At 69.8% G+C, this 25,340-nt stretch carries 22 protein-coding genes and 1 riboswitch; of the genes, 6 read left to right on the forward strand and 16 right to left on the reverse strand.

The window, feature by feature from the left end; translation table 11 throughout:
* Positions 1-116 precede the first annotated feature (116 nt).
* Positions 117-1,913: an AMP-dependent synthetase/ligase gene (locus tag ACFVX4_RS00730; protein WP_389970394.1), complete on the forward strand. Its 1,797-nt coding sequence runs from the start codon at positions 117-119 to the stop codon at positions 1,911-1,913.
* 73 nt (positions 1,914-1,986) lie between these two features.
* On the opposite strand, the gene ACFVX4_RS00735 is transcribed toward ACFVX4_RS00730, so the two are convergent.
* Positions 1,987-3,129: a glycosyltransferase family 4 protein gene (locus ACFVX4_RS00735; protein WP_389970397.1), complete on the reverse strand. Its 1,143-nt coding sequence runs from the start codon at positions 3,127-3,129 to the stop codon at positions 1,987-1,989.
* A gap of 123 nt (positions 3,130-3,252) precedes the next feature.
* On the opposite strand from ACFVX4_RS00735, the gene ACFVX4_RS00740 reads away from it, so the two are divergent.
* Positions 3,253-4,500, forward strand: coding sequence for a glycosyltransferase 87 family protein (locus ACFVX4_RS00740; protein WP_389970399.1), 1,248 nt, complete (start codon positions 3,253-3,255; stop codon positions 4,498-4,500).
* Between the two features lie 215 nt (positions 4,501-4,715).
* Here ACFVX4_RS00740 and ACFVX4_RS00745 read toward each other — a convergent pair whose 3' ends face one another.
* The 5 genes from ACFVX4_RS00745 to ACFVX4_RS00765 all read right to left on the reverse strand — a co-directional run bounded on the left by ACFVX4_RS00745 (position 4,716) and on the right by ACFVX4_RS00765 (position 10,196).
* Positions 4,716-5,957 (reverse strand): hypothetical protein, encoded by a 1,242-nt coding sequence (locus ACFVX4_RS00745; RefSeq protein WP_389970402.1) that lies wholly within the window; start codon positions 5,955-5,957, stop codon positions 4,716-4,718.
* Between the two features lie 16 nt (positions 5,958-5,973).
* Complete coding sequence (locus ACFVX4_RS00750; RefSeq protein WP_389970405.1) at positions 5,974-7,005, reverse strand: NlpC/P60 family protein; 1,032 nt, start codon at positions 7,003-7,005, stop codon at positions 5,974-5,976.
* 237 nt (positions 7,006-7,242) lie between these two features.
* Entirely contained in the window at positions 7,243-8,271 is a 1,029-nt protein-coding gene (locus tag ACFVX4_RS00755) for an NlpC/P60 family protein (protein WP_389970407.1), read from the reverse strand.
* Between the two features lie 284 nt (positions 8,272-8,555).
* Entirely contained in the window at positions 8,556-9,917 is a 1,362-nt protein-coding gene (locus ACFVX4_RS00760; protein WP_389970410.1) for an NYN domain-containing protein, read from the reverse strand.
* A 36-nt stretch (positions 9,918-9,953) separates the two neighbouring features.
* Positions 9,954-10,196: a hypothetical protein gene (locus ACFVX4_RS00765; RefSeq protein WP_014156692.1), complete on the reverse strand. Its 243-nt coding sequence runs from the start codon at positions 10,194-10,196 to the stop codon at positions 9,954-9,956.
* A 163-nt stretch (positions 10,197-10,359) separates the two neighbouring features.
* Here ACFVX4_RS00765 and ACFVX4_RS00770 point away from each other — a divergent pair, with 163 nt between their 5' ends.
* Together ACFVX4_RS00770 and ACFVX4_RS00775 are read left to right on the forward strand one after the other, a co-directional pair.
* Positions 10,360-11,109: a rhomboid family intramembrane serine protease gene (locus ACFVX4_RS00770; protein WP_389970413.1), complete on the forward strand. Its 750-nt coding sequence runs from the start codon at positions 10,360-10,362 to the stop codon at positions 11,107-11,109.
* Complete coding sequence (locus ACFVX4_RS00775; RefSeq protein WP_093543818.1) at positions 11,106-11,387, forward strand: Lrp/AsnC family transcriptional regulator; 282 nt, start codon at positions 11,106-11,108, stop codon at positions 11,385-11,387. Before ACFVX4_RS00770 ends, ACFVX4_RS00775 begins: the two co-directional genes overlap by 4 nt.
* Before the next feature lie 76 nt (positions 11,388-11,463).
* On the opposite strand, the gene ACFVX4_RS00780 is transcribed toward ACFVX4_RS00775, so the two are convergent.
* The 6 genes from ACFVX4_RS00780 to ACFVX4_RS00805 form a co-directional block, all read right to left on the reverse strand.
* The gene (locus ACFVX4_RS00780; protein ID WP_389970416.1) at positions 11,464-12,840 is read right to left on the reverse strand and encodes an aminotransferase class V-fold PLP-dependent enzyme; all 1,377 of its coding nucleotides are present in this window, start codon (positions 12,838-12,840) and stop codon (positions 11,464-11,466) included.
* Positions 12,841-13,012: 172 nt separating this feature from the next.
* Positions 13,013-13,130, reverse strand: a riboswitch (SAM riboswitch).
* A gap of 85 nt (positions 13,131-13,215) precedes the next feature.
* Complete coding sequence (gene trpD / locus ACFVX4_RS00785) at positions 13,216-14,280, reverse strand: anthranilate phosphoribosyltransferase (protein WP_389970419.1); 1,065 nt, start codon at positions 14,278-14,280, stop codon at positions 13,216-13,218.
* Positions 14,281-14,403: 123 nt separating this feature from the next.
* A complete protein-coding gene (locus ACFVX4_RS00790) occupies positions 14,404-16,029 on the reverse strand; it encodes a cytochrome bc complex cytochrome b subunit (RefSeq protein WP_389970422.1) in 1,626 nt (541 codons plus the stop codon).
* A complete protein-coding gene (locus ACFVX4_RS00795; protein WP_389970425.1) occupies positions 16,026-17,078 on the reverse strand; it encodes a Rieske 2Fe-2S domain-containing protein in 1,053 nt (350 codons plus the stop codon). The genes ACFVX4_RS00790 and ACFVX4_RS00795 overlap by 4 nt, the downstream gene beginning before the upstream one ends.
* A complete protein-coding gene (locus tag ACFVX4_RS00800; protein ID WP_389970428.1) occupies positions 17,075-17,884 on the reverse strand; it encodes a c-type cytochrome in 810 nt (269 codons plus the stop codon). The genes ACFVX4_RS00795 and ACFVX4_RS00800 overlap by 4 nt, the downstream gene beginning before the upstream one ends.
* Positions 17,885-17,946: 62 nt before the next feature.
* Positions 17,947-18,567 (reverse strand): heme-copper oxidase subunit III, encoded by a 621-nt coding sequence (locus ACFVX4_RS00805; protein ID WP_030933584.1) that lies wholly within the window; start codon positions 18,565-18,567, stop codon positions 17,947-17,949.
* Positions 18,568-18,754: 187 nt separating this feature from the next.
* Between ACFVX4_RS00805 and ACFVX4_RS00810 the strand changes: the two genes are divergently transcribed.
* Positions 18,755-19,156, forward strand: coding sequence for a hypothetical protein (locus ACFVX4_RS00810; RefSeq protein WP_389970431.1), 402 nt, complete (start codon positions 18,755-18,757; stop codon positions 19,154-19,156).
* A 57-nt stretch (positions 19,157-19,213) separates the two neighbouring features.
* Here ACFVX4_RS00810 and ACFVX4_RS00815 read toward each other — a convergent pair whose 3' ends face one another.
* The 4 genes from ACFVX4_RS00815 to coxB form a co-directional block, all read right to left on the reverse strand.
* Positions 19,214-20,470, reverse strand: a complete 1,257-nt coding sequence (locus ACFVX4_RS00815; protein WP_389970434.1) for an Ig-like domain-containing protein — start codon at positions 20,468-20,470, stop codon at positions 19,214-19,216.
* Positions 20,471-20,588: 118 nt separating this feature from the next.
* On the reverse strand, positions 20,589-20,987 hold the full coding sequence (locus ACFVX4_RS00820) for a cytochrome c oxidase subunit 4 (protein WP_266420299.1): 399 nt from the start codon (positions 20,985-20,987) through the stop codon (positions 20,589-20,591).
* Positions 20,984-22,720: a cytochrome c oxidase subunit I gene (gene ctaD, locus ACFVX4_RS00825; protein WP_389970437.1), complete on the reverse strand. Its 1,737-nt coding sequence runs from the start codon at positions 22,718-22,720 to the stop codon at positions 20,984-20,986. The genes ACFVX4_RS00820 and ctaD overlap by 4 nt, the downstream gene beginning before the upstream one ends.
* Complete coding sequence (gene coxB / locus ACFVX4_RS00830) at positions 22,717-23,679, reverse strand: cytochrome c oxidase subunit II (RefSeq protein ID WP_389970440.1); 963 nt, start codon at positions 23,677-23,679, stop codon at positions 22,717-22,719. Before coxB ends, ctaD begins: the two co-directional genes overlap by 4 nt.
* A 272-nt stretch (positions 23,680-23,951) precedes the next feature.
* Here coxB and ACFVX4_RS00835 point away from each other — a divergent pair, with 272 nt between their 5' ends.
* Entirely contained in the window at positions 23,952-25,334 is a 1,383-nt protein-coding gene (locus tag ACFVX4_RS00835; protein ID WP_389970443.1) for a cysteine desulfurase/sulfurtransferase TusA family protein, read from the forward strand.
* Positions 25,335-25,340 lie beyond the last annotated feature (6 nt).

The raw sequence follows: 25,340 nt of genomic DNA on the forward strand, positions 1-25,340 counted from the left end.
GGGTAACGTCCGGGCAGTCCAGTCGTGCTCACCCCACTGAGCACCCGCCAGTCTTGGACCGCAGCCGGTGCGTCACACAGAGCCGTGGCACCGGAGCCCGATGAGGAGCAGCAGTCTTGCGCGAGTTCAGCCTTCCGGCCCTGTACGAGGTCCCTTCGGACGGCAACCTGACGGATCTCATCCGCCGCAATGCCGCTCAGCATCCCGATGTCGCGGTGATGAGCCGCAAGGTGGGGGGCACGTGGACCGATGTGAACGCCGCACAGTTCCTGGCCGAGGTCAGAGGCGTCGCCAAAGGGCTGATCGCCGAGGGCGTCGACGCCGGTGACCGGGTGGCCCTGCTCTCGCGCACCCGCTACGAGTGGGTACTGCTCGACTTCGCGATCTGGAGCGCGGGCGCGGTCACCGTCCCGGTGTACGAGACCAGCTCGCCCGAGCAGATCCAGTGGATCCTCGGCGACTCCGGCGCCGCCCTGTGCCTCGTGGAATCCGACGCGCACCAGGCCTCCGTGGTCTCCGTCCAGGCGGACCTGCCGGCCCTGAAGGGCATCTGGCAGATCGAGGACGACGCGATCCGCCGGTTGACGGCGATCGGGGAGGACGTCTCGGACGAGACGCTGGACCTGCGGATGGTGAGCGCCAAGGCGGACGACCCGGCCACCATCGTCTACACCTCGGGCACCACCGGCCGCCCCAAGGGCTGTGTGCTCACGCACCGCAGCTTCTTCGCCGAGTGCGGCAACGTGGTGGAACGACTGAAGCCGCTCTTCCGTACCGGCGAGTGCTCCGTGCTGCTCTTCCTGCCCGCCGCGCATGTCTTCGGACGGCTGGTCGAGGTGGCCTCGGTGATGGCCCCGATCAAGCTCGGCTGCGTACCGGACATCAAGCACCTCACCGATGAACTGGCCTCGTTCCGGCCGACGTTGATCCTCGGCGTGCCGCGGGTCTTCGAGAAGGTGTACAACGCGGCGCGCGCCAAGGCGCAGGCCGACGGCAAGGGAAAGATCTTCGACAAGGCCGCCAACACGGCGATCACCTACAGCCGCGCGCTGGGCACCCCCCAGGGCCCGCCCCTGGGCCTGAAGTTGAAGCACAAGGTCTTCGACCGGCTGGTCTACGGCAAGCTGCGGGCGGTGCTCGGCGGGCGCGGCGAGTACGCGATCTCCGGCGGCGCGCCGCTGGGTGAGCGGCTCGGCCACTTCTACCGCGGGATCGGCTTCACGGTCCTGGAGGGCTACGGCCTGACCGAGACCTGTGCGGCCACCGCCTTCAACCCGTGGGACCGGCAGAAGATCGGTACGGTCGGCCAGCCGCTGCCCGGTTCGGTCGTGCGGATCGCGGACGACGGCGAGGTGCTGCTGCACGGCGAGCACCTGTTCACCGGCTACTGGAACAACGAGGCGGCGACGGCCGACGCGCTGGCCGACGGCTGGTTCCACACGGGCGACATCGGCACCCTCGACGAGGACGGCTATCTCGCGATCACCGGCCGCAAGAAGGAGATCATCGTCACGGCGGGCGGCAAGAACGTCGCTCCCGCGGTGATCGAGGACCGGATCCGCGGGCACGCCCTGGTCGCCGAGTGCATGGTGGTCGGCGACGGACGGCCGTTCGTGGGCGCGCTGGTCACCCTGGACGAGGAGTTCCTGGGCCGCTGGGCCGAGGAGCACGGCAAGCCGGCCGGCTCGACGGCCCGGTCGCTGCGCGAGGACCCGGAGCTGCTGGCCGAGGTTCAGCGGGCGGTGGACGACGGGAACGCGGCCGTGTCCAAGGCGGAGTCGGTACGCAAGTTCCGCATCCTGGACTCGCAGTTCACCGAGGAGGCGGGCCACATCACGCCGTCGCTGAAGCTGAAGCGGAACGTGGTGGCGAAGGACTACGCGGACGAGATCGAGGCGATCTACCGGGGCTGACGACCGGGACGTACGCATGAGAGGGGGCCCGCACGGCATGTGCGGGCCCCCTCTCATGCGTACGTCCCGGTCGTCAGAGCAGTGCCCGGAGCCGCTCGGCGAGCAGGTCCCAGCGCCACTTCTCCTCGACCCAGGCCCGTCCCCGCTCCCCCATCCGCTGCCGCAGCTCCGGGTCGCGGAGCAGGGTGACGATCCGGTCGGCCGACTCCTCCACGCTGTCCCCGCGCACCACCCACCCGGTCTCGCCGTCGAGCACCGCGTCGGGCGCGCCGCCCGAGTCGCCCGCCACCACCGGCAGACCGGTCGCGGACGCCTCCAGGAAGACGATGCCGAGGCCCTCCACGTCCAGGCCGCCGCGACGGGTGCGGCACGGCATGGCGAAGACGTCGCCCGCACCGTAGTGGGCGGGCAGCTCCTCCCACGGCACCGGTCCGGTGAACCGCACGGACTCCTCGACCCCGGTCTCCCCGGCCAGCCGCTTCAGCTCCTCGGCGTACGGTCCGCCGCCGACGATCAGGAGCACCGCGTCCGGCACCTGCGCCAGGATCGCGGGCATCGCGAGGATCAGCGTGTCCTGGCCCTTGCGCGGCACGAGCCGTGACACGCAGACGACGACGGGCCGGTCCGCGAGGCCGAGCCCGGCCCTGACCCGGTCCCCGCCCGACCCCGGGTGGAAGGTCTTCTCGTCGACGCCGGGCGGCAGTTGGGCCATGCGCGCCGCGGCCCCGGGCGTGAGCGCGGGGGCGATCCGGGAGCGGGTGTACTCCCCCAGGTAGGTGATCGTGTCCGTGCCCTCGCCGATCCGTCGCAGCAGCTGCCGGGCCGCGGGCAGCTGGGCCCAGCCCGCCTCGTGCCCGTGGGTGGTGGCGACCAGGCGGCGGGCACCGGCCCTGCGCAGCGCCGGTGCCATCAGCCCGAGCGGGGCCGCGGCGCCGAACCAGACGGAGCTGCAGCCGTGTTCGCGCAGCAGCCGTACCGCGCGCCGGGTGACCCGCGGGGTCGGCAGCAGCATCGTCGTCGGGTCGCGCACGACGGTGAACGGCTGCTCGGCGTCGAAGGCGGCGGTGGCCGCGACGCCTTCGGGGGTCCGCTTCCAGGTCGAGGCGTACACGACGATCTGTCCGGGGTCCAGGCGCAGTGCCATGTTGTGCAGAAAGGCCTGGATGCCGCCGGGGCGGGGCGGGAAGTCGTTGGTCACGATCAGGGTCTTGTCCATCCCGGCCGACAGTACCGGGCGGTCCGGGCCCGATGGCTCCGGCACCGGCCGTGCGGGCATCATGTCTCCTCGTACCCACCGAGTACCCACCGGTGCCCACTGATGAGAACGGATGAGGCGGTCATGAGGGGATCGACCGGCGCGCGGCTCGCTGTCGCGGTGTGGGCCCTGACCAGGGTCGCGCTGCTGCTCTGCGTCACCAAGGTGATCACGCTGTCCGGACCGGACGTGACCAGTGACGTCTCGGTGATCTACCACGGCTGGTCCGAGGTGCTGAAGACCGGTACGTATCCGCAGTCCGACGTCACCTGGCAGTACCCGCCGCTGGCCGCGCTCGCCATCCTCTCCCCCGCGCTGCTGCCGTTCCTGGACTACGCCTCGGCCTTCTTCGTCCTCGCGTTCGTGTGCGACCTGCTGGTGCTGGGGCTGCTGCTGTACGCGGGCCGGGGCGGCGGCCGGTCGGTGGCGGGCGCCTGGGTGTGGGTGGCGGGGGTGCCGCTGCTCGGCACGACCGCGTACGCCCGTTACGACGTGATGGTCACGGCGGTGGCGGTGGCGGCGCTCCTGGCGGGGCTGCGGCATCCGCGGGTGCTGGGGGTGCTGGCCGCCGTCGGTGCGCTGCTGAAGGTGTGGCCGGCGCTGATCCTGGCCGGTACGGCGCGCGGCCGGCGGACGCGGCTGGCGTGGACGGCCGCGGCGGTGACGGCGGCCGGGCTGCTGGTGGGGTGCGCCGTGGCGATGCCCGGTGCGCTGGCCTTCATCGGCTCCCAGCGCGACCGGGGCACCGAGGTCGAGTCGCTGGGCGCGCTGGTCTTCCACGTGGCGCGGCAGTTCGGCTGGCAGGGCCGGGTGGAGTTCCACTACGGCTCGATGGAGTTCCTGGGTCCGTACGTGCCGCTGGTGAGCACGCTGGCCCTCGGTCTGTCCGTCCTCGCGTTCGGCTGGCTGGTGGTGTGGCGGCTGCGGGCCCGTGAGTTCGGCGTGAGCACCCCGGCGGACGCGGCGTTCGCGGCGGTGCTGCTGTTCACGACGACGAGCCGGGTGATCAGCCCGCAGTACCTGCTGTGGCTGGTCGGCCTGGCGGCGGTCTGCCTGGTGTTCCGCGACAGCCGGATGGTGCTGCCGGCCGGTCTGGTGCTGCTGGCGACGGGCTTCACCCAGTGGGAGTTCCCGTTCGGGTTCACGCATGTGGTGACCAGCGACGCGACCGGGGTCACGCTGATGTTCCTGCGCAACGGCCTGCTGGTCGCGGCGACGCTGATCGCCTGCCGCCGTCTGTGGCGGCGGACGGTGCCCCGGGCGACGCGCGACGGCGGCGGGTCAGCCGTCCGGTCCGGCCTCGGCCGGGAGGCGGAGCCGGTCGGCTCCTGAGAGGCTGTCGGGTGACCTCCAATCGGGCAGCCTCTGAGAGCCTGTCGGGTGACCTCCGACCGGGCGGCCACGCCCTGGCACGCGCGCTTCCCGCGTTGTCGTCGGTCGCCAACGCTCCGCGTTGACTTCCTCTTCCGCCTTGGAATCGCACGCACCAGACCGCGTCCGCTATCCGATCTGAGGTCACCCGACAGGCTCTGAGCCGTGCGCCGCGCTCAGCCGAGCCGGGAGCGCAGTTGCTCCCGCCAGAGTGCGGTGAAGTCCTGCGGGGTCGTGTCGAGCACCTCGTGCATGGCCTGCTCCACCGCTCCGTCCCGTCCCGGGTGCCCTCCGACGGCCCGGTAGAAGGCGAACAGCTTCTTCTCGCCCCAGTGGTCGGCGATCAGCTCGCAGGCCGCCCAGCCGCCCTCGTACGCCCTCGCCAGGCGCGCCGGGTCGCCCGCGAAGCCGAAGTCCTCGTCCGTGGGGAGCTCGGCGGGCGGGTCGCCGCGCCGGACGGCGTTTGCGAGGTCGGGCGCGATCTGTGCGGCGGTGCGGTCCTCGGAGCGGTAGGCCGCCCAGTCCGCGAAGCCCTCGGAGAGCCAGGTCGGGGTCGCGGCGGAGGTGCGGGTGCGGGTGGCGACGTGGGCGGTCTCGTGGGTGAGGACGATCCGCTGCCCGAAGGTGCCGAGGGTGCCGTACGCCTGCGGGTTGACGATCACCCGGTCCGCGGGGGTCCGGCCCGCGCCGCCGGTCTGCCCGGTGGTGACGGCGGCGATGCCCCGGTAGTCCGCCGCCGACGACCCCAGCAGCCCCGCCATGTCCTCCACCGTCCGCGGTACGAGCATCACCACGCGGCCCGCCCAGCGTTCCGGCCAGGCGTCGGACACGGCGGGCACCGCGCGGTCCGCGGTCCGGGCGATGGCGCGCAGCTCCTGCTCCGTGCGGCCGACGCCGAGCACGAGGCTGTGCTTCCCGGGCACCACCCGGACGTCGCCCTGCTGCCAGAGCTGCCGGGCGCCGTCCCCGTCCGCCCGGTCCCCGACGACGTACCAGCGGCCGTCCGCCCGGTCCCGTCTCAGGTCGAACACCCGGTCCGCGGCGACCGGGGCGGCGTCGTAGCCCTTGATCCGGTAGCGCAGCTCGACGTCCGCGGTGGCCCGGTCGGCGCCCCGCGCGGTCACGTCGCGCAGCCGGTACGTCCACGAGCCCAGCGGTATGTCCGCGAGGTTGGCGAGCTCCCGGCGCTGGGCCGTGCGCAGCCCGGTGGCTTCGGGGTCCGTCGTGGCCAGGTAGGCGTCCGTGTCGTGGTCCAGCACGGCGGCCGCCCGGCGGTCCAGCGTGGCGCGGACGGCGCGGACGGTCGCGTCCGGGGCGGCGCCGTCGTCGTGGGCCGCGCAGCCGGAGGCGAGCAGCAGTCCGGCGAGCAGCGCTCCCGCCGCGCGCCGCCCGCCGTTCCGTCCCCGCCGCTCGCTCACCCGACCGAGGGTACGGTCAGACGCGGGTGACCGACGAGACGGGCATCATGCCGACGGGGTCGTAGCGCACCGGGGCCCCGGGGTACGGGGCGTGGATCACCTGGCCGTTGCCGACGTACATCGCGATGTGGCCGGCGTCCGCGCGGTAGGCAACCAGGTCGCCGGGGCGGGCCTCGGAGAGCGGCACCATGTGTCCCGCGTACCGCTGGGCCTGCGAGGTCCGCGGCAGGCTGACCCCGGCCTGGGCGTACGCCCACTGCATCAGCCCGGAGCAGTCGAATCCGGCCGGCCCGTTGGCTCCCCAGATGTACGGGCGTCCCAGTGCCTGCCGGACCGCCATGAGGGCGGCCGCCGCGCGCGCGGAGCCGGCCGGCAGATCGGCCATCGCCGGGTACGCGCCGTCGCGGCCGGAGCGCGAGGCCCGCTGGAACTCCGCCCGGTCGGCGCCGGGCAGCGCGTTCAGCAGCTTCCTGGCCTCGGTGAGCTTGCGCTCGACGGCGCGTTTGTGGCGGGTGGCGTCCGCCCGGTTGCGCTCCAGCTCGGCCAGCGCGCGGTCCGCCTCCGCGCGGGTCTGCACGAGCCCGCGCTGGACCTGCTGGAGTTCCCGCAGCTCGGCGGCCTGAAGGTCGGTCAGGCGCTCCAGCACGGCCGCCCGGTCGAGGTAGCTGTCCGGGTCGGAGGAGAGCAGCAGGGCGAGCGAGGGGTCGATGCCGCCGGAACGGTACTGCGCGCTCGCCGCCGAACCGAGCGCCGTACGCATCCGGTTGAGCCGTTCCTGGCCGCGGGCCGCCCGGTCCTGGGCCCGGCCGACCTCGCCGCGCAGCCGGCCGGCGTTCTCACCGGCCTTGTTGTACTGCTCGGTGGCGCGCTCGGCCTCGGTGTACAGCCGGTCGATGCGGGCCTTGGCGGCCCGGGGTGCGTCCTGCGGGTCGGCGTTCGCGGTGGCCGCCCCGAGGGTGGCGGCCGCGGTCGCCGCCGCGGCCGACAGAACGGTGGCCCGGACCCCGAGATTGAGGCCGGGCTGTGTGGAACGGCGATGGGACACCACAGGACGCCGCACTCCCTTCCGCGGTACGCAGACGCGCGCAGCCCCTGCCGCCCGGGGCGGGCGGACCGACGACCGGGAGCTGCACGGCAGGCAGACAGTAGTCGGCCGATCACGGAGCGACCAACGACCGCGCCGGACGGAAGGGCGGCAGAAAAGGCGACGCCCCGCCGGTGACCTGTGGTCTCCGGCGGGGCGGGCTGTCTGCGCGGGCGCGGGAATTCGCCCGTTCGGGCGTCGTCAGCCGACGCGCACGCCGAACTGGAAGCTGCCGATGGTGTTCATCGACTCGTAGCGGACGAACGTGCCCGGGTACGGGGCGTGCAGGACGGTGTTGTTGCCCGCGTAGAGGCCCACGTGCTCGGTGTTGTTGAAGAAGACCAGGTCGCCCGGCTTCAGCGCGCTGCGCCCGATGTGGACACCGTCGTTGACCTGGGTGTACGTGACCCGGGAGATCTGGACGTTGGCCTGGGCGTAGGCCCACTGGGTCAGCCCGGAGCAGTCGAAGGCCCCGGGGCCGGTGCCGCCCCTCTGGTACGGCTTGCCCTCCTGGGTGGCAGCTGCGTTCAGGGCGGCGGCACCCCAGGCGGAGGCGGGGACCTCCTTGCCCAGGTCGACCCGGTCGCTCGCGGCACGGCTGGCACGCTGTTCGTCATTGCGCATCTTCGTGCGCTCGGCCTGGGTCATCGTGTTGAGCAGGCGCTGCGCCTCGGCCAGCTTGTCCTGGAGCTTCTTCTTCTTCGCGCCGAGTGTCTTGCGCACGTCCGCGAGGTCACCGAGCTTGTCCTGGGCCTCCTTGCGCTCCTGCGCGAGGACCCGCTGCTTCTCCTGGATCTTCCCCAGGGTCTCGGTCTGCTTGGCCGTCAACTGGTCGAGGGCCGAGGCCTCGTCGAGGAAACTGTCCGGGTTGGAGGAGAGGAAGAGCTGCACCGACGGGTCGATGCCACCGGAGCGGTACTGCGCGGCGGCGAGCGAACCGAGGCCGTTGCGCAGGTTGTTGATCTCCTGCTGGCCGCGGGCCACCTTGTCCTGCAGCGCGCCGACTTCCTTCTCCAGCTTCTGCTGCTTCTCCTTGGCGCCGTAGTACCGCTCATTGGCGGCGCCGGCCTCGTGGTTGAGCTTCTCGACCTTCGCCTTGACCTCGCCCTTGGAGGGCTTCGGGTCGGCGTGGGCCGCCTGGGAGGTCAGGGCCACGGCCGCGGCGGCGGTCGCGGTGAGCACGGTCACACGGGCGCGGCTCGGCTGCTTGGGACGACGGTGGGACGCCACGAAGGCGAGCTCCTTCTTCCTCGAGCCGCCTACCGGGCTGTGGGGGATTCGAATCCCCGGCTCCGTGCACGTCACGGACTCGGCGGTGTCTTCGCCGTCACCCCGGATGGGTGATCAACCGTGCGAAGGTTCGAGGTACGACCCTAGTGACCAACTTGTGATCAGTTCAAATCCTCACCAGAAAAATCTCGTCACAGACCGCACTTCTTTACCCTCGACGCACGGGGTGTAGCGGCGACCTGACGGTCCGTTCCCTCATTTCCACCGAGACCCGACAAGTGCCACTAGACGCGCGAAAGGCGCTTCAGGAGCAAGACGGACGCAACGGGCCTGGCGCCCGCCTTCGCCACTCCGTCGGCGACTTCGCGGTCGGTGGAGACCACCACGACGGGCCTGCCCGGAGGTTCGGCGCGCGCCAGCTGACGGATGAGTTCGTCGGCGGTCACGCCGGGCTTGCTGAACAGCACCCGGACCCCGCGCGGCGGTGCGAGCAGCACCGGGGCCGCCAGTTCGGCCCCGTCGAAGACGCAGGTCATCTCGGCGCCGGTCTGTGCCGCGAGCACCGCGAGGCCGCCCAGCAGCCGCAGCCGCTGCTTCTCCAGCGGCAGCTGCGGATAGCCGGTCTTGGTGACGTTGTAGCCGTCGACGATCAGATGCGCCTGCGGCAGCGCGAGCAGCTGGTCGAGCAGGGCCGGGTCGGTCTCCGAAAGGGCCCTGGCGGCAATGTCCTTGGGCGACATCCGGCCCGGCTCGACGGCGTCGACACTGTCGGCGGGACGGATCGAGGAGGGCGGCAGGGCCAGTTCGCGCCGGAGCCCGCTCGCCGCGTCGAGCACCGTGTCCAGCAGCAGCCGCAGCCTCATGTCCTCGACCGAGCGGCCCTCCCTGGCGGCCCGGCGGCCCGCCTCCACGGACGCCTCGGCCTCACCGAGCCGAGCCTTGAGCCGGCGGCTCTCGCTCTCGGCGGCGGAGACCTGGGCGGCCGTCTCGGACCGTACGGCGTCGGTCTCGGCGCGGCTGCGGCGCAGCGCGGCCTCGCCGCGCCTGACCTCGTTGACGGCGCTGCGCAGCTTGCGCTGGAGGGATTCGGCCTCCTTGCGGGCCGCGTCCAGCTCGGCGCGCAGCCGCTCCGTCTCGCTCTTCGTGTGCGAGCGGGCCCGGACGAGCTCCTCGCGCAGCCGCTCCAGTTCGCGGCGGCTCTCCTCGTCGGCGCGCTCGGCATCCGCGCGCTGGGCCTCCTCGCCGGCGGCGGCGACCAGCTTCACCCAGCCCGGCGGGCGCAGCACATAGGCCGCCGCGGCCACATCGACGGGGTCGGCGGCGGCAGGCGGCGCACCGGCCCCCAGGGCGGCGGACAGCTCGGGCTGCCCCTCCTTGAGCCGCTCACCGATGCGCTGCCGGAACAGCGCGTCGTTCTCCAGGGCGGCCGCCATCGCGTTCCCGGCGAACTTGGCCCGCCGGGTCGGGGTGAAGCGGGCGTACTGCCGTAGCTGGGCCGGGAGTTCGGTGACCGTCAGGCCGCCGAACGCGTCCGAGACCAGTGCGACGACCCGCCGCCGTACGCCTTCGGGCAGCGGGCGGTCGAGCGCCTCGACGGCGTCGTCGGCCGCCTCGGCCGACTCGGCGCCGCTATCGGGCTGCTCCACCATCCGTCACCCCAAATGTCTGTGGGCGCGGCTCCGTCAGGAGTCGGCACCCGGCCTGTCCACCAGTTCGATCTGGTCCACCGCGTTGCACCAACGGCAGCGCACCGACTCGATGGTCTCACTGACCACCTCGCGTTCCTCGACGCTGGACTCACCGGCCAGGTCGAGATGGACATATTCGACGACCTTCGAGGAGCGCGTCACGTCGAAGCGCGTGAGATTTCCGCAGAGCGTGCAGCGCCAGCGAGTCCCGTCGGTCGGCTGGGGAACCGTCGTCATCGTTGCGTCCTCTTTCGTCGAGCCTCGTGCTGCCTTGCTTCAAGGATCTCGCGGTGCGCCGTCGAACTGCAGATGTCCTGCCGTAACCCTACGGCCTCACCGCGTCCCCCCGACACGGCGAGGCGGTCTGTCCCGTTCCCTCCGGTTGCGTCATGCTCTGTTCATGATCGATCGGCGAGCTGTGGCCGGCAGACTGTCCGGCGGACTGCTACGGACGGTCACCGGTGGACCACTGGTGACCCATGCCCTGATCGCGGTCTGCGCCCTGGTCTTCGTGATCAGCCCGCTGTCCGGCTTCAACCCTGTCCCCGGGACCGCCGACGCCCTGCTGGCCGCCCAGGCGGGGTACTTCGAACGGTGGGGCGTGATCCCGAGCGAGCTGTGGGACGGCTCCGCACACGCCCTGCTCGCCCCGCTCACCGCCCTCTTCGTGCACGGCAGCTGGCTGCACCTGCTCGGCAACGTGCTCTTCCTGTACGTGTTCGGGGCGATGACCGAGGAGCGCATGGGCCGGGTCGGGTTCACCTTCTTCTACGTCATCAGCGGCTATCTCGCCCTGGTCGCCTACGCGGCCGCCCATGCCACGTCCGACCAGACGCTGGTGGGCGCCTCGGGAGCGATCTCGGCGGTGCTCGGGGCGTTCCTGTACCTCTTCCCCAGGGCCCGGGTCACCAGTCTGTTCCCGTTCCTCTTCTTCCTGCCGCTGCGCTTCCCCGCCTGGATCGTGCTGGTCTTCTGGTTCGTCCTGCAGTGGCTGGCGGTCCAGGGCGCGGGCAGCGGGGGGCCGGGCGTGGCCTATCTGGCCCATGTGGTGGGCTTCGCCCTGGGCTTTCTCTACGCCTGGGGGCGTTACCGGCGTACGGATAGAGTGAAGGCACCAGCCACGGCCACCGAGGGAGAAAGCCAGCCGTGATCACCGCGATCGTGCTCATCAAAACCAGCGTGGACCGGATTCCCGAGATCGCCGAGGCCATCGCCGCGCTGGACAGTGTCAGCGAGGTCTTCTCGGTCACCGGTACGTACGACCTGATCGCCATGGTCCGGGTGGCCAAGCACGACGATCTGGCCGACGTCATCCCCGGCCGGATCAGCAAGATCCCCGGCGTCGAGGCCACCGACACGCATGTGGCGTTCCGTACCTACTCGCAGCACGACCTGGAGGCCGCCTTCGCCATCGGCCTCGACGCGTAGGCACACCCCCACGGTGTGACACTTCGGCGGGGGACGGGCTCGGCTGCCCGTCCCCCGCCGAAGTGCTGTGTGCCCGTCAGAGCTGCGCCGCACCCCGGTCCGGGACGCAGCGGCCGTCCTCGGTGCGGTACTTCCACTGGGCGCCCTTGCTCACCAGTTCCTTGACCGCGCGGACGAAACGCTCGATGTGCTCGTCCGGCGTACCGGCGCCGAAGCTCACCCGGATCGCGTTGAGCGAGCGCTCGCCCGGCTCGGCCTCCGGCGCGCCGCACTCCCCGACCTCCTGCGGGTCGCTGCCCAGCAGGGTGCGGACCAGCGGGTGGGCGCAGAACAGTCCGTCGCGGACCCCGATGCCGTACTCGGCGGAGAGCGCGGCGGCGAAGTGCGAGCTGTTCCAGCCCTCCACCACGAAGGAGATGACGCCGACCCGCGGGGCCTCGTCGCCGAACAGCGAGAGCACCTTGACCTCGGGGACCTCGGCGAGGCCGGACCGGACCGCGCCCACGAGGTGCTGCTCCCGGGCGACCAGGTTGTCGAAGCCCGCCTCGGTGAGCGCCTTGCAGGCGGAGGCGATGGAGTACACCCCGATGACGTTGGGGGAACCGGCCTCGTGGCGGGCGGCGGTGGAGTGCCATTCGACGTCCACGCCGCCGTCGGTGCGACGGGCGACCTTGCGCGAGGCGCCGCCGCCCGCGAGGTAGGGCTCGGCCTGCTGCAGCCAGTCGGACCGGCCGGCGAGGACGCCCGAGCCGAAGGGCGCGTACAGCTTGTGTCCGGAGAAGGCGACCCAGTCGACGTCCAGCTCGGCGATGTCGACAGGGTGGTGCGGGGCGAGCTGCGCGGCGTCCAGCACGATCCGGGCACCGTGCGCGTGCGCGGCGGCGGCCAGCTCCTTCACCGGCCACAGCTCGCCGGTGACGTTGGAGGCGCCGGTGACGCAGACCAGCGCGGGGCCGTAGGGGTCGCGGTCGGCGAGGGCCCGCTCCAGCGTCTCGACGGCCTGGGAGGGGGTGCGCGGGGCGTTCAGGTAGGTCACCCGGGCGTCGCGCCACGGCAGCAGCGAGGCGTGGTGCTCGGTCTCGTACACGAAGACCTGGCAGTCGGCCGGGACGACCGCGGCCAGCAGGTTCAGCGAGTCGGTGGTCGAGCGGGTGAAGATCACCTGGTCGTCGGCGCGGCAGCCGAGGAACTCCGCGACGGTCGCGCGGCTGTTCTCGAAGAGGTCCGTGGAGAGCTGCGAGAGGTAACCGGCCCCGCGGTGGACGCTGCCGTAGTACGGGGCGTACGCGGCGACGTCGTCCCAGACGCGCTGCAGGGCGGGGGCGCTGGCGGCGTAGTCGAGAGCGGCGTAGGTGACCTCACCACCCGTGACCAGCGGAACCGTCACATCCTTGCCCAGAACCGGCAGAGGGGCACAAAGCGACTGGTCGGCGGCAGCGGTGAAGACAGACATGGCGAACTCCCGTAAGAGGCAGGCGAATTGCATGCGCCGGCGGAAACGCGGCAGCGCAGCGGAGAAAAGAGGGGTGTGCGGAGGAGGGCCGACGGCCCTATCGCATTCGCGTGCTCACAAGAGACTCCCTAGGGACCAGGACCCCGGGGGTTGGCATTCACAGATGCCGAGGGGCCCGCGCTTGCCGCAGACCTCGCTGCCTACGGCCTGGTCTTCACCCGGGGCACCCCGCCACGGACGGAGGGTTGCCGGACAGCGGGCCGGGGCCGTAGTCGCTGTCACTCATGACCTGACCAGCATCTTGCCATACGCACGAAGACGCGCAAGGCGCAGTCCAGGATCCGGACTGCGCCCCGCGCCACATCTGCGCCTGTTTCAGGCGTTGCTGGCCGCCACCCAGCGCTCCAGCGCACGTGCCGCCGCCCCGGAGTCGATGGACTCGGCGGCCTTCGCCATCCCGGCCGCGAGCTGCTCGTTCAGCGTGCCGTCCGCCGCGTCCAGCGCCACCAGCGCCGCCGCCGAGTTGAGCAGCACGGCATCGCGCACCGGTCCCCGCTCGCCGCCCAGCACCCGGCGGGCCACATCGGCGTTGTACGAGGCGTCCGCACCGCGCAGGGCCTGCACGGGCACCAGTTCCAGACCGACGTCGCGCGGGTCGAACGCCTCCTCGCGCACCGCTCCGTCCCGGACCACCCAGACCCGCGAGGTCGCGGTCGTCGTCAGCTCGTCCAGACCGTCGTCGCCGCGGAAGACCAGCGCCGAATTGCCGCGCCCGGCCAGCACCCCGGCGACGATGGGCGCCATCTTCAGGTCGGCCACGCCGACGGCCTGCGAACGCACCCGGGCCGGGTTGGTGAGCGGCCCGAGGATGTTGAACGTCGTCGGCGCGCCGAGCTCCTTGCGGGCCCTGGAGACGTAGCGCAGGGCGGGGTGGAACTTCACCGCGAAGCAGAAGGTGATGCCCGCCTCCTCGGCGACCTCGACGACCCGCTGCGCGGAGAGGTCCAGGTTGACGCCGAGCTTCTCCAGCACATCGGAGGAACCGCTCGCCGACGAGGAGGCGCGGTTGCCGTGCTTGACGACCTTGGCGCCGGTGCCGGCGATGACGATCGCCGACATGGTGGAGATGTTGACCGTCTTGGCGAGGTCACCACCGGTGCCGACGATGTCGACCGTACGACCGGGTACGTGGATGGTGTGGGCGTGCTCGTACATCGCCCGTACCAGGCCGGACACCTCGTCGATCGTCTCGCCCTTGGCCCGCAGCGCCACCGCGAACCCGGCGATCTGCACATCGGTCGCCTCACCGCTCATGATGCGGTCCATCGCCCACGCGGTGTCGTCGGCGGTGAGGTTCTCACCGCGCAGCAGGGGGTTCAGCATGCCGGGCCAGGAACGGTCCGCCACGCTGTCGCCGCCGATCGGGGTCACAACGTTCATGGTCCGCTCCTGGGTCCACAGCCGGTAAAAGGGATCGCCTCCACCCTATCGAGCGCCGTGGACGGCAAAGAGCCCCGTCCATCGAATGGACGGGGCTCCTGCTGTGGCGATCAGTTCAAGCGATCAGTGGTGACCGTGGCCGCTGGTGATCTCCTTGTACTCCTCGGCGGTGGGCTTGGCGATCTGGTTGTCCTCGCCGAAGTAGCCCTTGCTGAGCCGGGCCCGCAGCTTCTGCAGGACCGGCACCTTGCGCTCGACACCGTTCTCGTCGACCGTCGGGCCGATCTCGACCGGCTTGTACTGCTCGTGCGCGGTGAGCGTGTGCAGCTGCTCGGGGCCGAGCGGCTCGTGGATCTCGACGAACTCACCGTGCGGCAGGCGCTTGATGATGCCGGACTCGCGCCCGTGCAGCACCTTCTCCTTGTCGCGGCGCTGGAGGCCGAGGCAGATCCGCCGGGTGGCGATGAACGCGATGACCGGGCCGACGAAGATGAAGATCCGGACGAACCAGGAGATGGCGTTCAGCGACAGGTGGAAGTGCGTGGCCCACAGGTCGTTGCCACCGCCGATGAAGACGATGACGTACTCGGTGATCCAGGCGACACCGAAGGCCGTCCGGGTCGGGGCGTTGCGCGGGCGGTCCAGGATGTGGTGCTCGCGCTTGTCGCCGGTGACCCAGGACTCGACGAACGGGTAGACCGCGATGATCGCGAGCACCAGTCCGAAGGCCATCAGCGGGATGAACACACCCAGGACGAGCGTGTGACCCCAGAGGTTGATCTCCCAGCCCGGCATCACTCGGATCAGACCCTCGGCGAAGCCCATGTACCAGTCGGGCTGGGCGCCGGTGGACACCTGGTCCGGGCGGTACGGGCCGATGGCCCAGATCGGGTTGATCGAGGCGATGGCCGCGATGACGGCGATGATGCCGAAGACCAGGAAGAAGAAACCGCCGGCCTTCGCCATGTACACCGGCAGCAGCGGCATGCCGACGACGTTCTTGTTGGTGCGGCCGGGACCCGCGAACTGCGTGTGCTTGTGGTAGAAGACCAGGATCAGGTGCGCCACCAGCAGACCGAGCATGATGCCCGGCAGCAGCAGGATGTGGATCGAGTAGAACCGGGCGACGAAGTCGTGACCGGGGAACTCTCCGCCGAACAGGAACATCGAGATGTACGTGCCGACGATCGGCATCGACAGGATCGCGCCCTGGGTGAAGCGGACACCCGTACCGGACAGCAGGTCGTCCGGGAGCGAGTAGCCGGTGAAGCCGGTGAACATGCCCAGCACGAACAGCAGGAAGCCGAACAGCCAGTTGATCTCACGCGGCTTGCGGAACGCGCCCGTGAAGAAGACGCGCATCATGTGCACGAACATGCCGGCCAGGAAGATCAGCGCGGCCCAGTGGTGGATCTGCCGGACCAGCAGACCACCGCGGACGTCGAAGCTGATGTCCAGCGTCGAGGCGTAGGCCTCGGACATCCGGATGCCCTGCATCGGCTCGTACGAGCCGTGGTACACGACCTCGTTCATGCTCGGGTGGAAGAACAGCGTCAGGTACACACCCGTGAGGATGATGATGATGAAGCTGTAGAGGGCGATCTCACCGAGCATGAAGGACCAGTGGTCCGGGAAGATCTTGCGCATGTTCGACTTGGCCAGGGAGTAGATCCCGAGCCGGCCGTCCGCCCAGTCGGCCACCCGCTCACCGGCGGGCGCCTTGCGCTGTGTGTCGGTCGCAGTACTCATCCGCGCTCCCAGAATGCAGGACCGACGGGCTCATCGAAGTCACCGAGCGCCTCGAGGTTGCCCTCGCTGTTCACACCGATCCGCAGCTGCGGAAGGGCGTGACCGGCCGGACCGAAGATGACGCGGGCGCCGTCGGAGAGGTCGAAGGTGGACTGGTGGCACGGGCAGAGCACGTGGTGCGTCTGCTGCTCGTACAGGCTGATCGGGCAGCCGACGTGCGTGCAGATCTTGGAGAAGGCCACGATTCCCTCGTGGGCCCACTCGCGCTCGCGCTTGTCCTTGATGTTCTCCGGCTGGATACGGATGATCATCAGCGCGGCCTTGGCGATCTGGTTCTGGAAGTCCTCCGCGTCCTCCGACAGGCCCTCGGGCATGGCGAAGGTCAGCGAACCGACGGCGACGTCCTCGGGACGCAGCGGCTCCATCGTGTTCATGTTGATGAGCTGCTTGCCCTTGGCCCACAGGGTGTTGCGGAGCTTCTTCTCCGGCAGCGGACCGAGGTCGCGCAGCAGCACCACACCGGAGAGCGGCACCAGGGCCAGCGCGCCGAACATGGTGTTGCGGATCAGCTTGCGCCGGCCGAACGCGGACTCCTCGGCGCCTGCCGCGAAGTCCGCCAGGACCTTCGCCTTGACCTCGGGCTCGGCCTCGATGGCGTGCCGGTCGTCGGCGACCTCCACGTCGGACATCAGGGTGCGCGCCCAGTGGACGGCGCCGGCGCCGATCGCGAAGAGGGCCACGCCCAGGGTCAGACCCAGGGAGAAGTTGAGCGCGCTCACATGGCCGAAGGGCCAGATGTACACGATCTTGTCGACCGGGAAGATGACGTACGAGGCGATGAAGCCGATCGTCGCCAGCATGGACAGCGTGAACATGAACGCGACGGCGCGCTCGGAGCGCTTCGCGGCCCGTTCGTCGATGTCCTGGATGCGCGGCTTGTGGGCCGGCAGCCCCGGGTCGGCGAACGGGTCGTCCGCGACCTCTACCGCGCCGTGCGCGGTGTCCTGCTCAGCGGGCAGGTTCTCTTCTGGAATCTCTTGGCTACTCATGACTTCTTGGCCTTAGCGGTGTGGGCCGCGACCCAAATGGCAACTGCGATCAGTGCGCCGAGCCCGAAGATCCAGGCGAACAGCCCCTCGCTGACCGGCCCCAGGCCGCCCAGCTTCAGACCACCCGGGTTCTCCGACTGGGCGCTGTTGACGGTCTGGATGTACGCGATGATGTCCCGCTTCTGCTGCTCGGGCATCGTCGTGTCCGGGAAGGACGGCATGCTCTGCGGGCCGGTCTGCATGGCCTCGTAGATGTGCTTCGGGTCCACGCCTTCAAGGCTGGGCGCGTACTTGCCGTTCGTCAGCGCGCCGCCCTCACCGGTGAAGTTGTGGCACTGCGCGCAGTTGGTACGGAACAGGTCGCCACCCTTGGCGATGTCCGCACCGTCAGGGCTGACCTGGCTCTTGGTCGGAATGATCGGACCGGCGCCGAGCGACGCGACGTACGCCGCGAGCTGATCGATCTGCGCCTGGTTGTAGATGACCTTCTTCTTCGGCACCTGGGCGCCGGGCTGCTGCGCCGGCATACGGCCCGTACCGACCTGGAAGTCAACGGCGGCGGAGCCCACGCCGACCAGGCTCGGCCCGTCGGTGGTGCCCTGACCGCCGGTTCCGTGGCAGCTGGCGCAACCGACGGAGTACAGCTTCTTGCCCTCGTCGATGGCGAGGGACTGGGCGGTTTCGTCGGCCTGCGCCTTACTCGCGGGCGCAAACGCGGCGTACAGCCCCCCAGTGGCCGCCAGCGCGAGGAGTAGTACGACGACCGCCGCCAACGGATGGCGTCGTCGTGCGGAGAGCTTTTTCACGGATTACCCCGGTGTCAGGATCTTCTGCGTCGATGCTGGAAGTGGTTCGGGTTCGAGCCCGGTTACTTGATCATGTAGATCGTGGCGAAGAGGCCGATCCATACGACATCGACGAAGTGCCAGTAATAGGACACGACGATGGCGGCGGTCGCCTGTTCGTGGGTGAACCTCTTGGCTGCGTATGTCCTGCCCAGAACGAGCAGGAAGGCGATGAGACCGCCTGTCACATGCAGACCGTGGAAGCCGGTGGTCAGGTAGAACACCGAGCCGTACGGGTCGGAGGACAGCGAGAGGCCGTCCTTCTTCACCAGCTCGGTGTACTCGAAGACCTGGCCTCCGATGAAGATCGCACCCATCACGAAAGTGATCACGAACCAGGCACGGAGCTTCTTCACATCGCCCCGCTCCGCGGCGAAGACGCCGAGCTGGCAGGTGAGTGAGGAGAGCACCAGGATCGTGGTGTTCGTCGCCGAGAACGGGAAGTTCAGGGCCGAAGCCATTTCCTTCCAGTGGTCCGGTCCCATCACCGATCGCAGGGTGAAGTACATCGCGAAGAGGGCCGCGAAGAACATCAGCTCGGAACTCAACCAGATGATGGTTCCGACGCTGGTGAGGTTCGGTCGATTGACCGACGGGTGCGCGTGCCCGGTTTCTACTGTCGTTGCTGTCGCCACGACCGACATTATGTCGGTCGCTTATCCCGCCCTCACCCCGGGGGGTGCCGTTCGGTGTGTCAGGCGGGTGTGTCCTCCCCGAACGGCCCATGGATCCGCTGTCCCGGGCGGTGCTGACAGGACGTCGGGCGGAGTACGATCCGCGCATCGGTTCATGCCCGGAAAGCCCCGAAGACACAGATGTCACGGAGGAACAATGCAGCCGACCGCCACGGTCCTGGTCTACAGCGACGACGCCAACACCCGTGAGCAGGTGAGGCTGGCAGCCGGGCACAGGCCCGCGGCCGATGTGCCACCGGTGGAATTCCTGGAATGCGCCACGCTGCCCGCCGTGCTGGAGGCGCTGGACCGCGGCGGCATCGACGTCTGCGTGCTGGACGGCGAGACGGCGCCCGCGGGCGGCATGGGCGTCTGCCGGCAGATCAAGGACGAGATCTTCCACTGCCCGCCGGTACTGCTGCTGATCGGGCGCCCGCAGGACGCCTGGCTGGCCACCTGGAGCCGGGCGGACGCCACGGTGACCCTGCCGGTCGAGCCGGTCGAGTTCGCGGACGCCCTGGCCGCCCTGCTGCGCAGCAGGGACTGCGTGAACGCCTGAGTCCCGCCGCGGTTTCGTCCGTGGTCCCACTGAGGGGCAGCGCACTCCCCGGTCCGGTCAGACCTCGGGGCGCAGTCGCGCCGCCTGGATCGTGTCCGTACGGTCCGGCGTGGTGTTCTTCTGCAGGGCGCTGCCCTTCAGCCATTTGGCCCAGGACAGGTTCCAGTCCCCGTAGCCGTTGTCGAACGGCGTCATCGTCTCGCCCTGGCTGCCCACGACCGTGACGACGTCGCCCTGGCGCACGGTGTTGTAGAACCACTCGGCCTGGCTGGTGCTCATGCCCGTACAGCCGTGGCTGACGTTCGCGTACCCCTGCGAGCCGGTGGACCAGGGGGCCGCGTGCACGTACTCGCCGCTCCAGGTGACGCGCGTCGCGTAGTAGACCAGCAGGTCGTACGAGTCGGAGGAGCCCTCCGCGATGCCGATCGTCTCCCCGCGCATACGTACGTTGTACTCCTTGCCCAGCACGACCTTGACGCCGTTTCGGGTGGAGAAGCCGGGCTTGCCGGTCGTCACCGGAATGGTGTTGATCACTCTCCCGTTGCGCTTGACCGTCATCGAGTGCGCCGCGGCGTCCGTGACGGCCTCGATGCGGTCGCCCGTGGTGAGCCTCAGCGCCTTCGTGGGGGCGCCGTAGAGGGCGTCGGTGACCTTGACCCCGGCCAGGCCGCTGGTGACGTCGATGGTGGCCCTGGCGGGCCAGTAGTCCTTGGGGCGGTAGTGCAGGGTCTTGTCGTCGACCCAGTACCAGGAACCGGTCACGGCGGGTGTCGAGCGGACCCTGAGGGCGCGCTCGACGTTGGCCCTGGACGCCTTGTCCTTGACCGGAGCGCTGAGTTCCGCCGTGATGGGCTGTCCGACGCCGTAGGTGCCCGCCTGGGGGCCGAAGGCGACCTTCAGGAACTTCTTGGCGGAGGTGGTCCCGAAAGAGAGCGTACGGCCGCCCGGAGCGCCGTCGTCGTCCTCCGTGCTGACCCGCACGGTGTACCGGGTGCCGGCGGCGAGCGGGAGGGTGGAGTGCCACCGCTTCCCGTCGGCGTCGAGTTCGCCCGCGAGGTGGCGGCCGGTCGTGTCGACGGCCGACACGTCCGTGATCCGGCCGTCGTCGCCGTTGACGGTGACCTCCAGCGGCTTGCCGGGGTCGACCTTCCCGTCGCCGTCCGACGCGTTGGAGGAGATCTCGTCCACAGCGTCGTACGGCTTCTCCGCGAGCGGATGGCCGCCGGACCCGCCACAGGCGGTCACTCCTGCGACCAGGGCCACGACCAGCAGGGTGCAGCCCACTACGGGGCGGATGCGCGGCGTGTGGTTCATGGACCCACGCTATGGAGGTTCATCCGTATCAGCGCGCGGTGTGACTGCGAACGGGGGACCCGCACTCCTCTCGGTGGAGAAGTGCGGGCCCCCCGTCAGGTGGAGCGGTGACGCGATGTCACTGGGTGCGGTTCTCACCGCGGTAGTACTCGAAGACCCAGCCGAAAAGACCGATCAGGATGACCGGGGCCGAGAAGTAGAGCAGCCACCAGCCGAAGATGACTCCCATGAAGGCGAGGGCACCGCCGACCGCCAGCGAGAGCGGCTGCCAGCTGTGCGGGGAGAAGAACCCCACCTCGCCGGCCTCGTCCGCGACGTCGGCTTCCTTGTTGTCCTGCGCCAGGGCGTCGACCCGCCGGGCCGTGAAGGCCAGGTAGAAGCCGATCATGACGCTCAGCCCGAAGGCCAGGACGAGTGCGGTGGTACCGGCCGGCTCCTTCGACCACACGCCGTACGTGACGGCCATGGCGAGGATGAAGACGCTCAGCCAGATGAACATCTTGCCCTGGATCTTCACTTGCCGGCCTCCTTGCCACCAGCGAGGGCCTTGTCATCCTCGAAGTGGTGCTCCAGCTGCTCGAGCGCCGAGATCTCCGGGTGATGCAGGTCGAACGCCGGGGATTCGGAACGGATCCGCGGCAGGGTGAGGAAGTTGTGCCGCGGCGGCGGGCAGGAGGTCGCCCACTCCAGCGAACGGCCGTAGCCCCACGGGTCGTCGACCTCGACCTTCTTGCCGTACTTGGCGGTCTTCCACACGTTGTAGAAGAACGGCAGCATCGACAGGCCGAGCAGGAACGAGGAGATCGTCGAGATCGTGTTCAGCGCGGTGAAACCGTCCGCGGCGAGGTAGTCCGCGTAACGACGCGGCATTCCCTCGGCACCGAGCCAGTGCTGCACCAGGAACGTGCCGTGGAAGCCCACGAACAGCGTCCAGAACGTGATCTTGCCGAGCCGCTCGTCCAGCATCTTGCCGGTGAACTTCGGCCACCAGAAGTGGAATCCGGAGAACATCGCGAAGACCACGGTGCCGAAGATGACGTAGTGGAAGTGCGCGACGACGAAGTACGAGTCCGAGACGTGGAAGTCCATCGGGGGCGATGCCAGGATCACGCCGGTCAGACCACCGAAGGTGAAGGTGATCAGGAAGCCGACGGCCCAGAGCATCGGTGTCTCGAAGGACAACGACCCCTTCCACATCGTGCCGATCCAGTTGAAGAACTTCACACCGGTCGGTACCGCGATGAGGAAGGTCATGAACGAGAAGAACGGCAGCAGCACACCGCCCGTGACGTACATGTGGTGCGCCCACACGGTCACGGAGAGGCCCGCGATGGCGATCGTCGCGCTGATCAGGCCGATGTAGCCGAACATCGGCTTCCGGCTGAACACCGGAATCACTTCGGAAATGATTCCGAAGAATGGCAGGGCGATGATGTACACCTCTGGATGGCCGAAGAACCAGAAGAGGTGTTGCCAGAGCAATGCGCCGCCATTGGCCGCGTCGAAGACATGCGCCCCGAATTTACGGTCCGCCTCCAGCGCGAAGAGCGCGGCGGCGAGGACCGGGAAGGCCAGCAGGACCAGCACACCGGTCAGCAGGACGTTCCAGACGAAGATCGGCATGCGGAACATCGTCATGCCGGGAGCGCGCATGCAGATGATCGTGGTGATGAAGTTGACCGAACCGAGGATCGTGCCGAAGCCCGAGAAGGCCAGACCCATGATCCACATGTCGGCGCCGACACCCGGCGACCGGACCGCGTCCGAGAGCGGGGAGTAGGCGAACCAACCGAAGTCCGCCGCACCCTGCGGGGTGAGGAAGCCGGCCACCGCGATGATCGAACCGAAGAGGTACAGCCAGTACGCGAACATGTTCAGCCGCGGGAACGCCACGTCGGGCGCGCCGATCTGCAGCGGCATGATCCAGTTCGCGAATCCGGCGAACAGCGGCGTCGCGAACATCAGCAGCATGATCGTGCCGTGCATCGTGAACGCCTGGTTGAACTGCTCGTTCGACATGATCTGCGTGCCGGGACGGGCCAGTTCGGCGCGCATGAAGAGCGCCATCAGACCGCCGATGCAGAAGAACGCGAACGATGTGACCAGGTACATCGTGCCGATCGTCTTGTGGTCAGTGGTGGTCAACCACTTGATGACGACGTTTCCCGGCTGCTTCCGCCGGACCGGCAGCTCGTCCTCGTACGAGTCGTCTGCTGCCGCGGCACCCTGAGGTTCGTTGAGGATGCTCACAGTTTGTTCGTCTCCGCATTCCTGGCCGGGTCAGTCTGCTCGATGCCGGCCGGCACGTAGCCCGTCTGGCCCTTCTTCGCCAGCTCCTCGAGGTGCGCCTGGTAGCGCTCCGGGGAGACGACCTTGACGTTGAAGAGCATCCGGGAGTGGTCGGCGCCGCAGAGCTCGGCGCACTTGCCCATGAAGGTGCCCTCCTGGTTGGGAGTCACCTCGAAGGCGTTGGTGTGGCCCGGAAAGACGTCCTGCTTCATGAGGAACGGCACCACCCAGAAGGAGTGGATGACGTCACGCGAAGTCAGAACGAAGCGGACCTTCTCGCCCTTCGGCAGCCACAGGGTCGGACCCGGGTTGCCGTTCTGCGGGTTCCGCGTTCCCGGGACGCCGAAGTCGTAGACGCCTTCCGCACCCTTGGGGAAGTCCTTCTGGAACCGGTTGGGGATGGCGTCGAGCTCCTTGGGGATCTCGTTGCCCGTGGCGGTCGAGCCGTCCACGTTCTCGATGTAGTTGAAGCCCCAGCTCCACTGATAGCCGACCACGTTGATGGTGTGGGCGGGCTTCGGGGAGAGCGAAAGGATCTTCGTTTCATCGCGCGCGGTGAAGTAGAACAACACCGAGACGATGATCAGAGGGACCACGGTGTACAGCGCCTCGATGGGCATGTTGTACCTGGTCTGCGGAGGAACCTCGACCTTGGTGCGGCTGCGCCGGTGGAAGATGACGCTCCACAGGATCAGGCCCCAGACCAGCACGCCCGTGGCGAGCGCTGCCGCCCACGAGCCCTGCCAGAGGGAAAGGATCCGTGGTGCCTCTTCTGTTACCGGCGTAGGCATACCAAGGCGGGGGAAGTCCTTGTATGTGCAACCGGTGGCGGTCGCCAGGATCAGGCCCGCAGTCAGCACCTGCGGCAGCTTCCGCCGCATCGGGCGCCGCGACGAGCGGTCGGAGCCGTTGGGACTCACGTAGCGCCTTCCCGAGAGTCTCGCCCGCGCGGTCGGCGCGGCCGTCTTTCTGGTCGGTCGCCGCCCTGACGCGGGCAGGGGTTTGGATGTTTATGCGGACCAAACCCTACTGGACGCTATTTGGGGTCGCGCGGGGAGGGTGCCCAACGCGCCGTCCGACTCCCCGAAGGGGTGGAATACGGGCCTCCGAGCGCCATCTGACGCCCCCTCTCCCGACCTCTCGCGGGCGGCCCGTCCCCGGGTCCGGGCCCGGCTCGGGCTAGCGTGGCCGCGTGCCCTACTTCGACACCGCATCCTCCGCTCCCCTGCACCCCGTCGCACGTCAGGCGCTGCTTGCCGCGCTGGACGAGGGCTGGGCCGACCCGGCCAGGCTCTACCGCGAGGGACGGCGCGCCCGGCTGCTGCTGGACGCCGCCCGGGAGGCCGCCGCCGAGGCCGTCGGATGCCGTCCGGACGAGCTCACATTCACCCCTTCGGGGACCCGGGCGGTGCACTCGGGGATGTCCGGGGCCCTCGCGGGACGTCGGCGTGTCGGCCGCCATCTGGTCGTCTCCTCGGTCGAACACTCGTCCGTGCTCCATTCGGCGGCCGCCCATGAGGCGCAGGGCGGATCGGTCTCCGAGGTCCCGGTGGACCGGTCGGGGGCGGTGAGCACGGCGGCGTTCGCGGACGCGCTGCGCGAGGACACCGCGCTGGCCTGTCTGCAGTCCGCCAATCACGAGGTCGGCACCGAGCAGCCGGTGGCCGGGGTCGCGGAGGTCTGCCGGGCGGCGGGGGTGCCGCTGCTGGTGGACGCCGCGCAGTCGCTGGGCCGGGAGCCGGTGCCGGACGGCTGGTCGCTGCTGGTGGGCAGCGCCCACAAGTGGGGCGGGCCCTCCGGCGTCGGGCTGCTGGCGGTGCGCAAGGGGGTTCGGTTCGCCGCTCAAGGACCGGCCGACGAGCGGGAGTCGGGACGGGCGGCGGGCTTCGAGAACATTCCGGCGATCGTCGCCGCGGCGGCGTCGCTGCGCGCCGTGCGGGCCGAGGCCGCGGCCGAGTCCGTACGGCTGCGGGCCCTGGTGGACCGCATCAGGGCCACGGTGGCGGAGGTGGTGCCCGATGTGGAGGTGGTCGGCGACCCGGTGCGGCGGCTGCCGCATCTGGTGACCTTCTCCTGTCTCTATGTCGACGGGGAGACACTGCTGCACGAGCTGGACCGGGCGGGGTTCTCCGTGTCGTCCGGCTCGTCCTGCACCAGCAGCACGCTGACGCCGAGCCATGTGCTCAGGGCCATGGGAGTGCTGTCGGAGGGGAACGTACGGGTGTCGCTGCCGAACGGCACCGCCGAGGAGGACGTCGACCGCTTCCTGGACGTGCTGCCCCGGGTGGTGGCGGAGGTACGGCAGAGGCTGGGCGCGCCCGCTGCGGTGCCCCCCTCCCCCGCCCCGGCCGCGTCCCTGGTGGTCGACGCGCTCGGGAAGCGGTGCCCGATCCCGGTGATCGAGCTCGCAAAGGTGATCGGGGAGGTACCGCCGGGCGGGACGGTGACCGTGCTCTCCGACGACGAGGCGGCACGCCTGGACATCCCGGCCTGGTGTGCCATGCGCGAGCAGGAGTACGTGGGCGAGGAGCCGGCGGACCGCGGCTCGGCGTATGTGGTCCGCCGGCTCGTCTGAGCCCGT

This window comes from Streptomyces sp. NPDC058240, assembly GCF_042882135.1.
Taxonomy (GTDB): Bacteria; Actinomycetota; Actinomycetes; order Streptomycetales; family Streptomycetaceae; genus Streptomyces.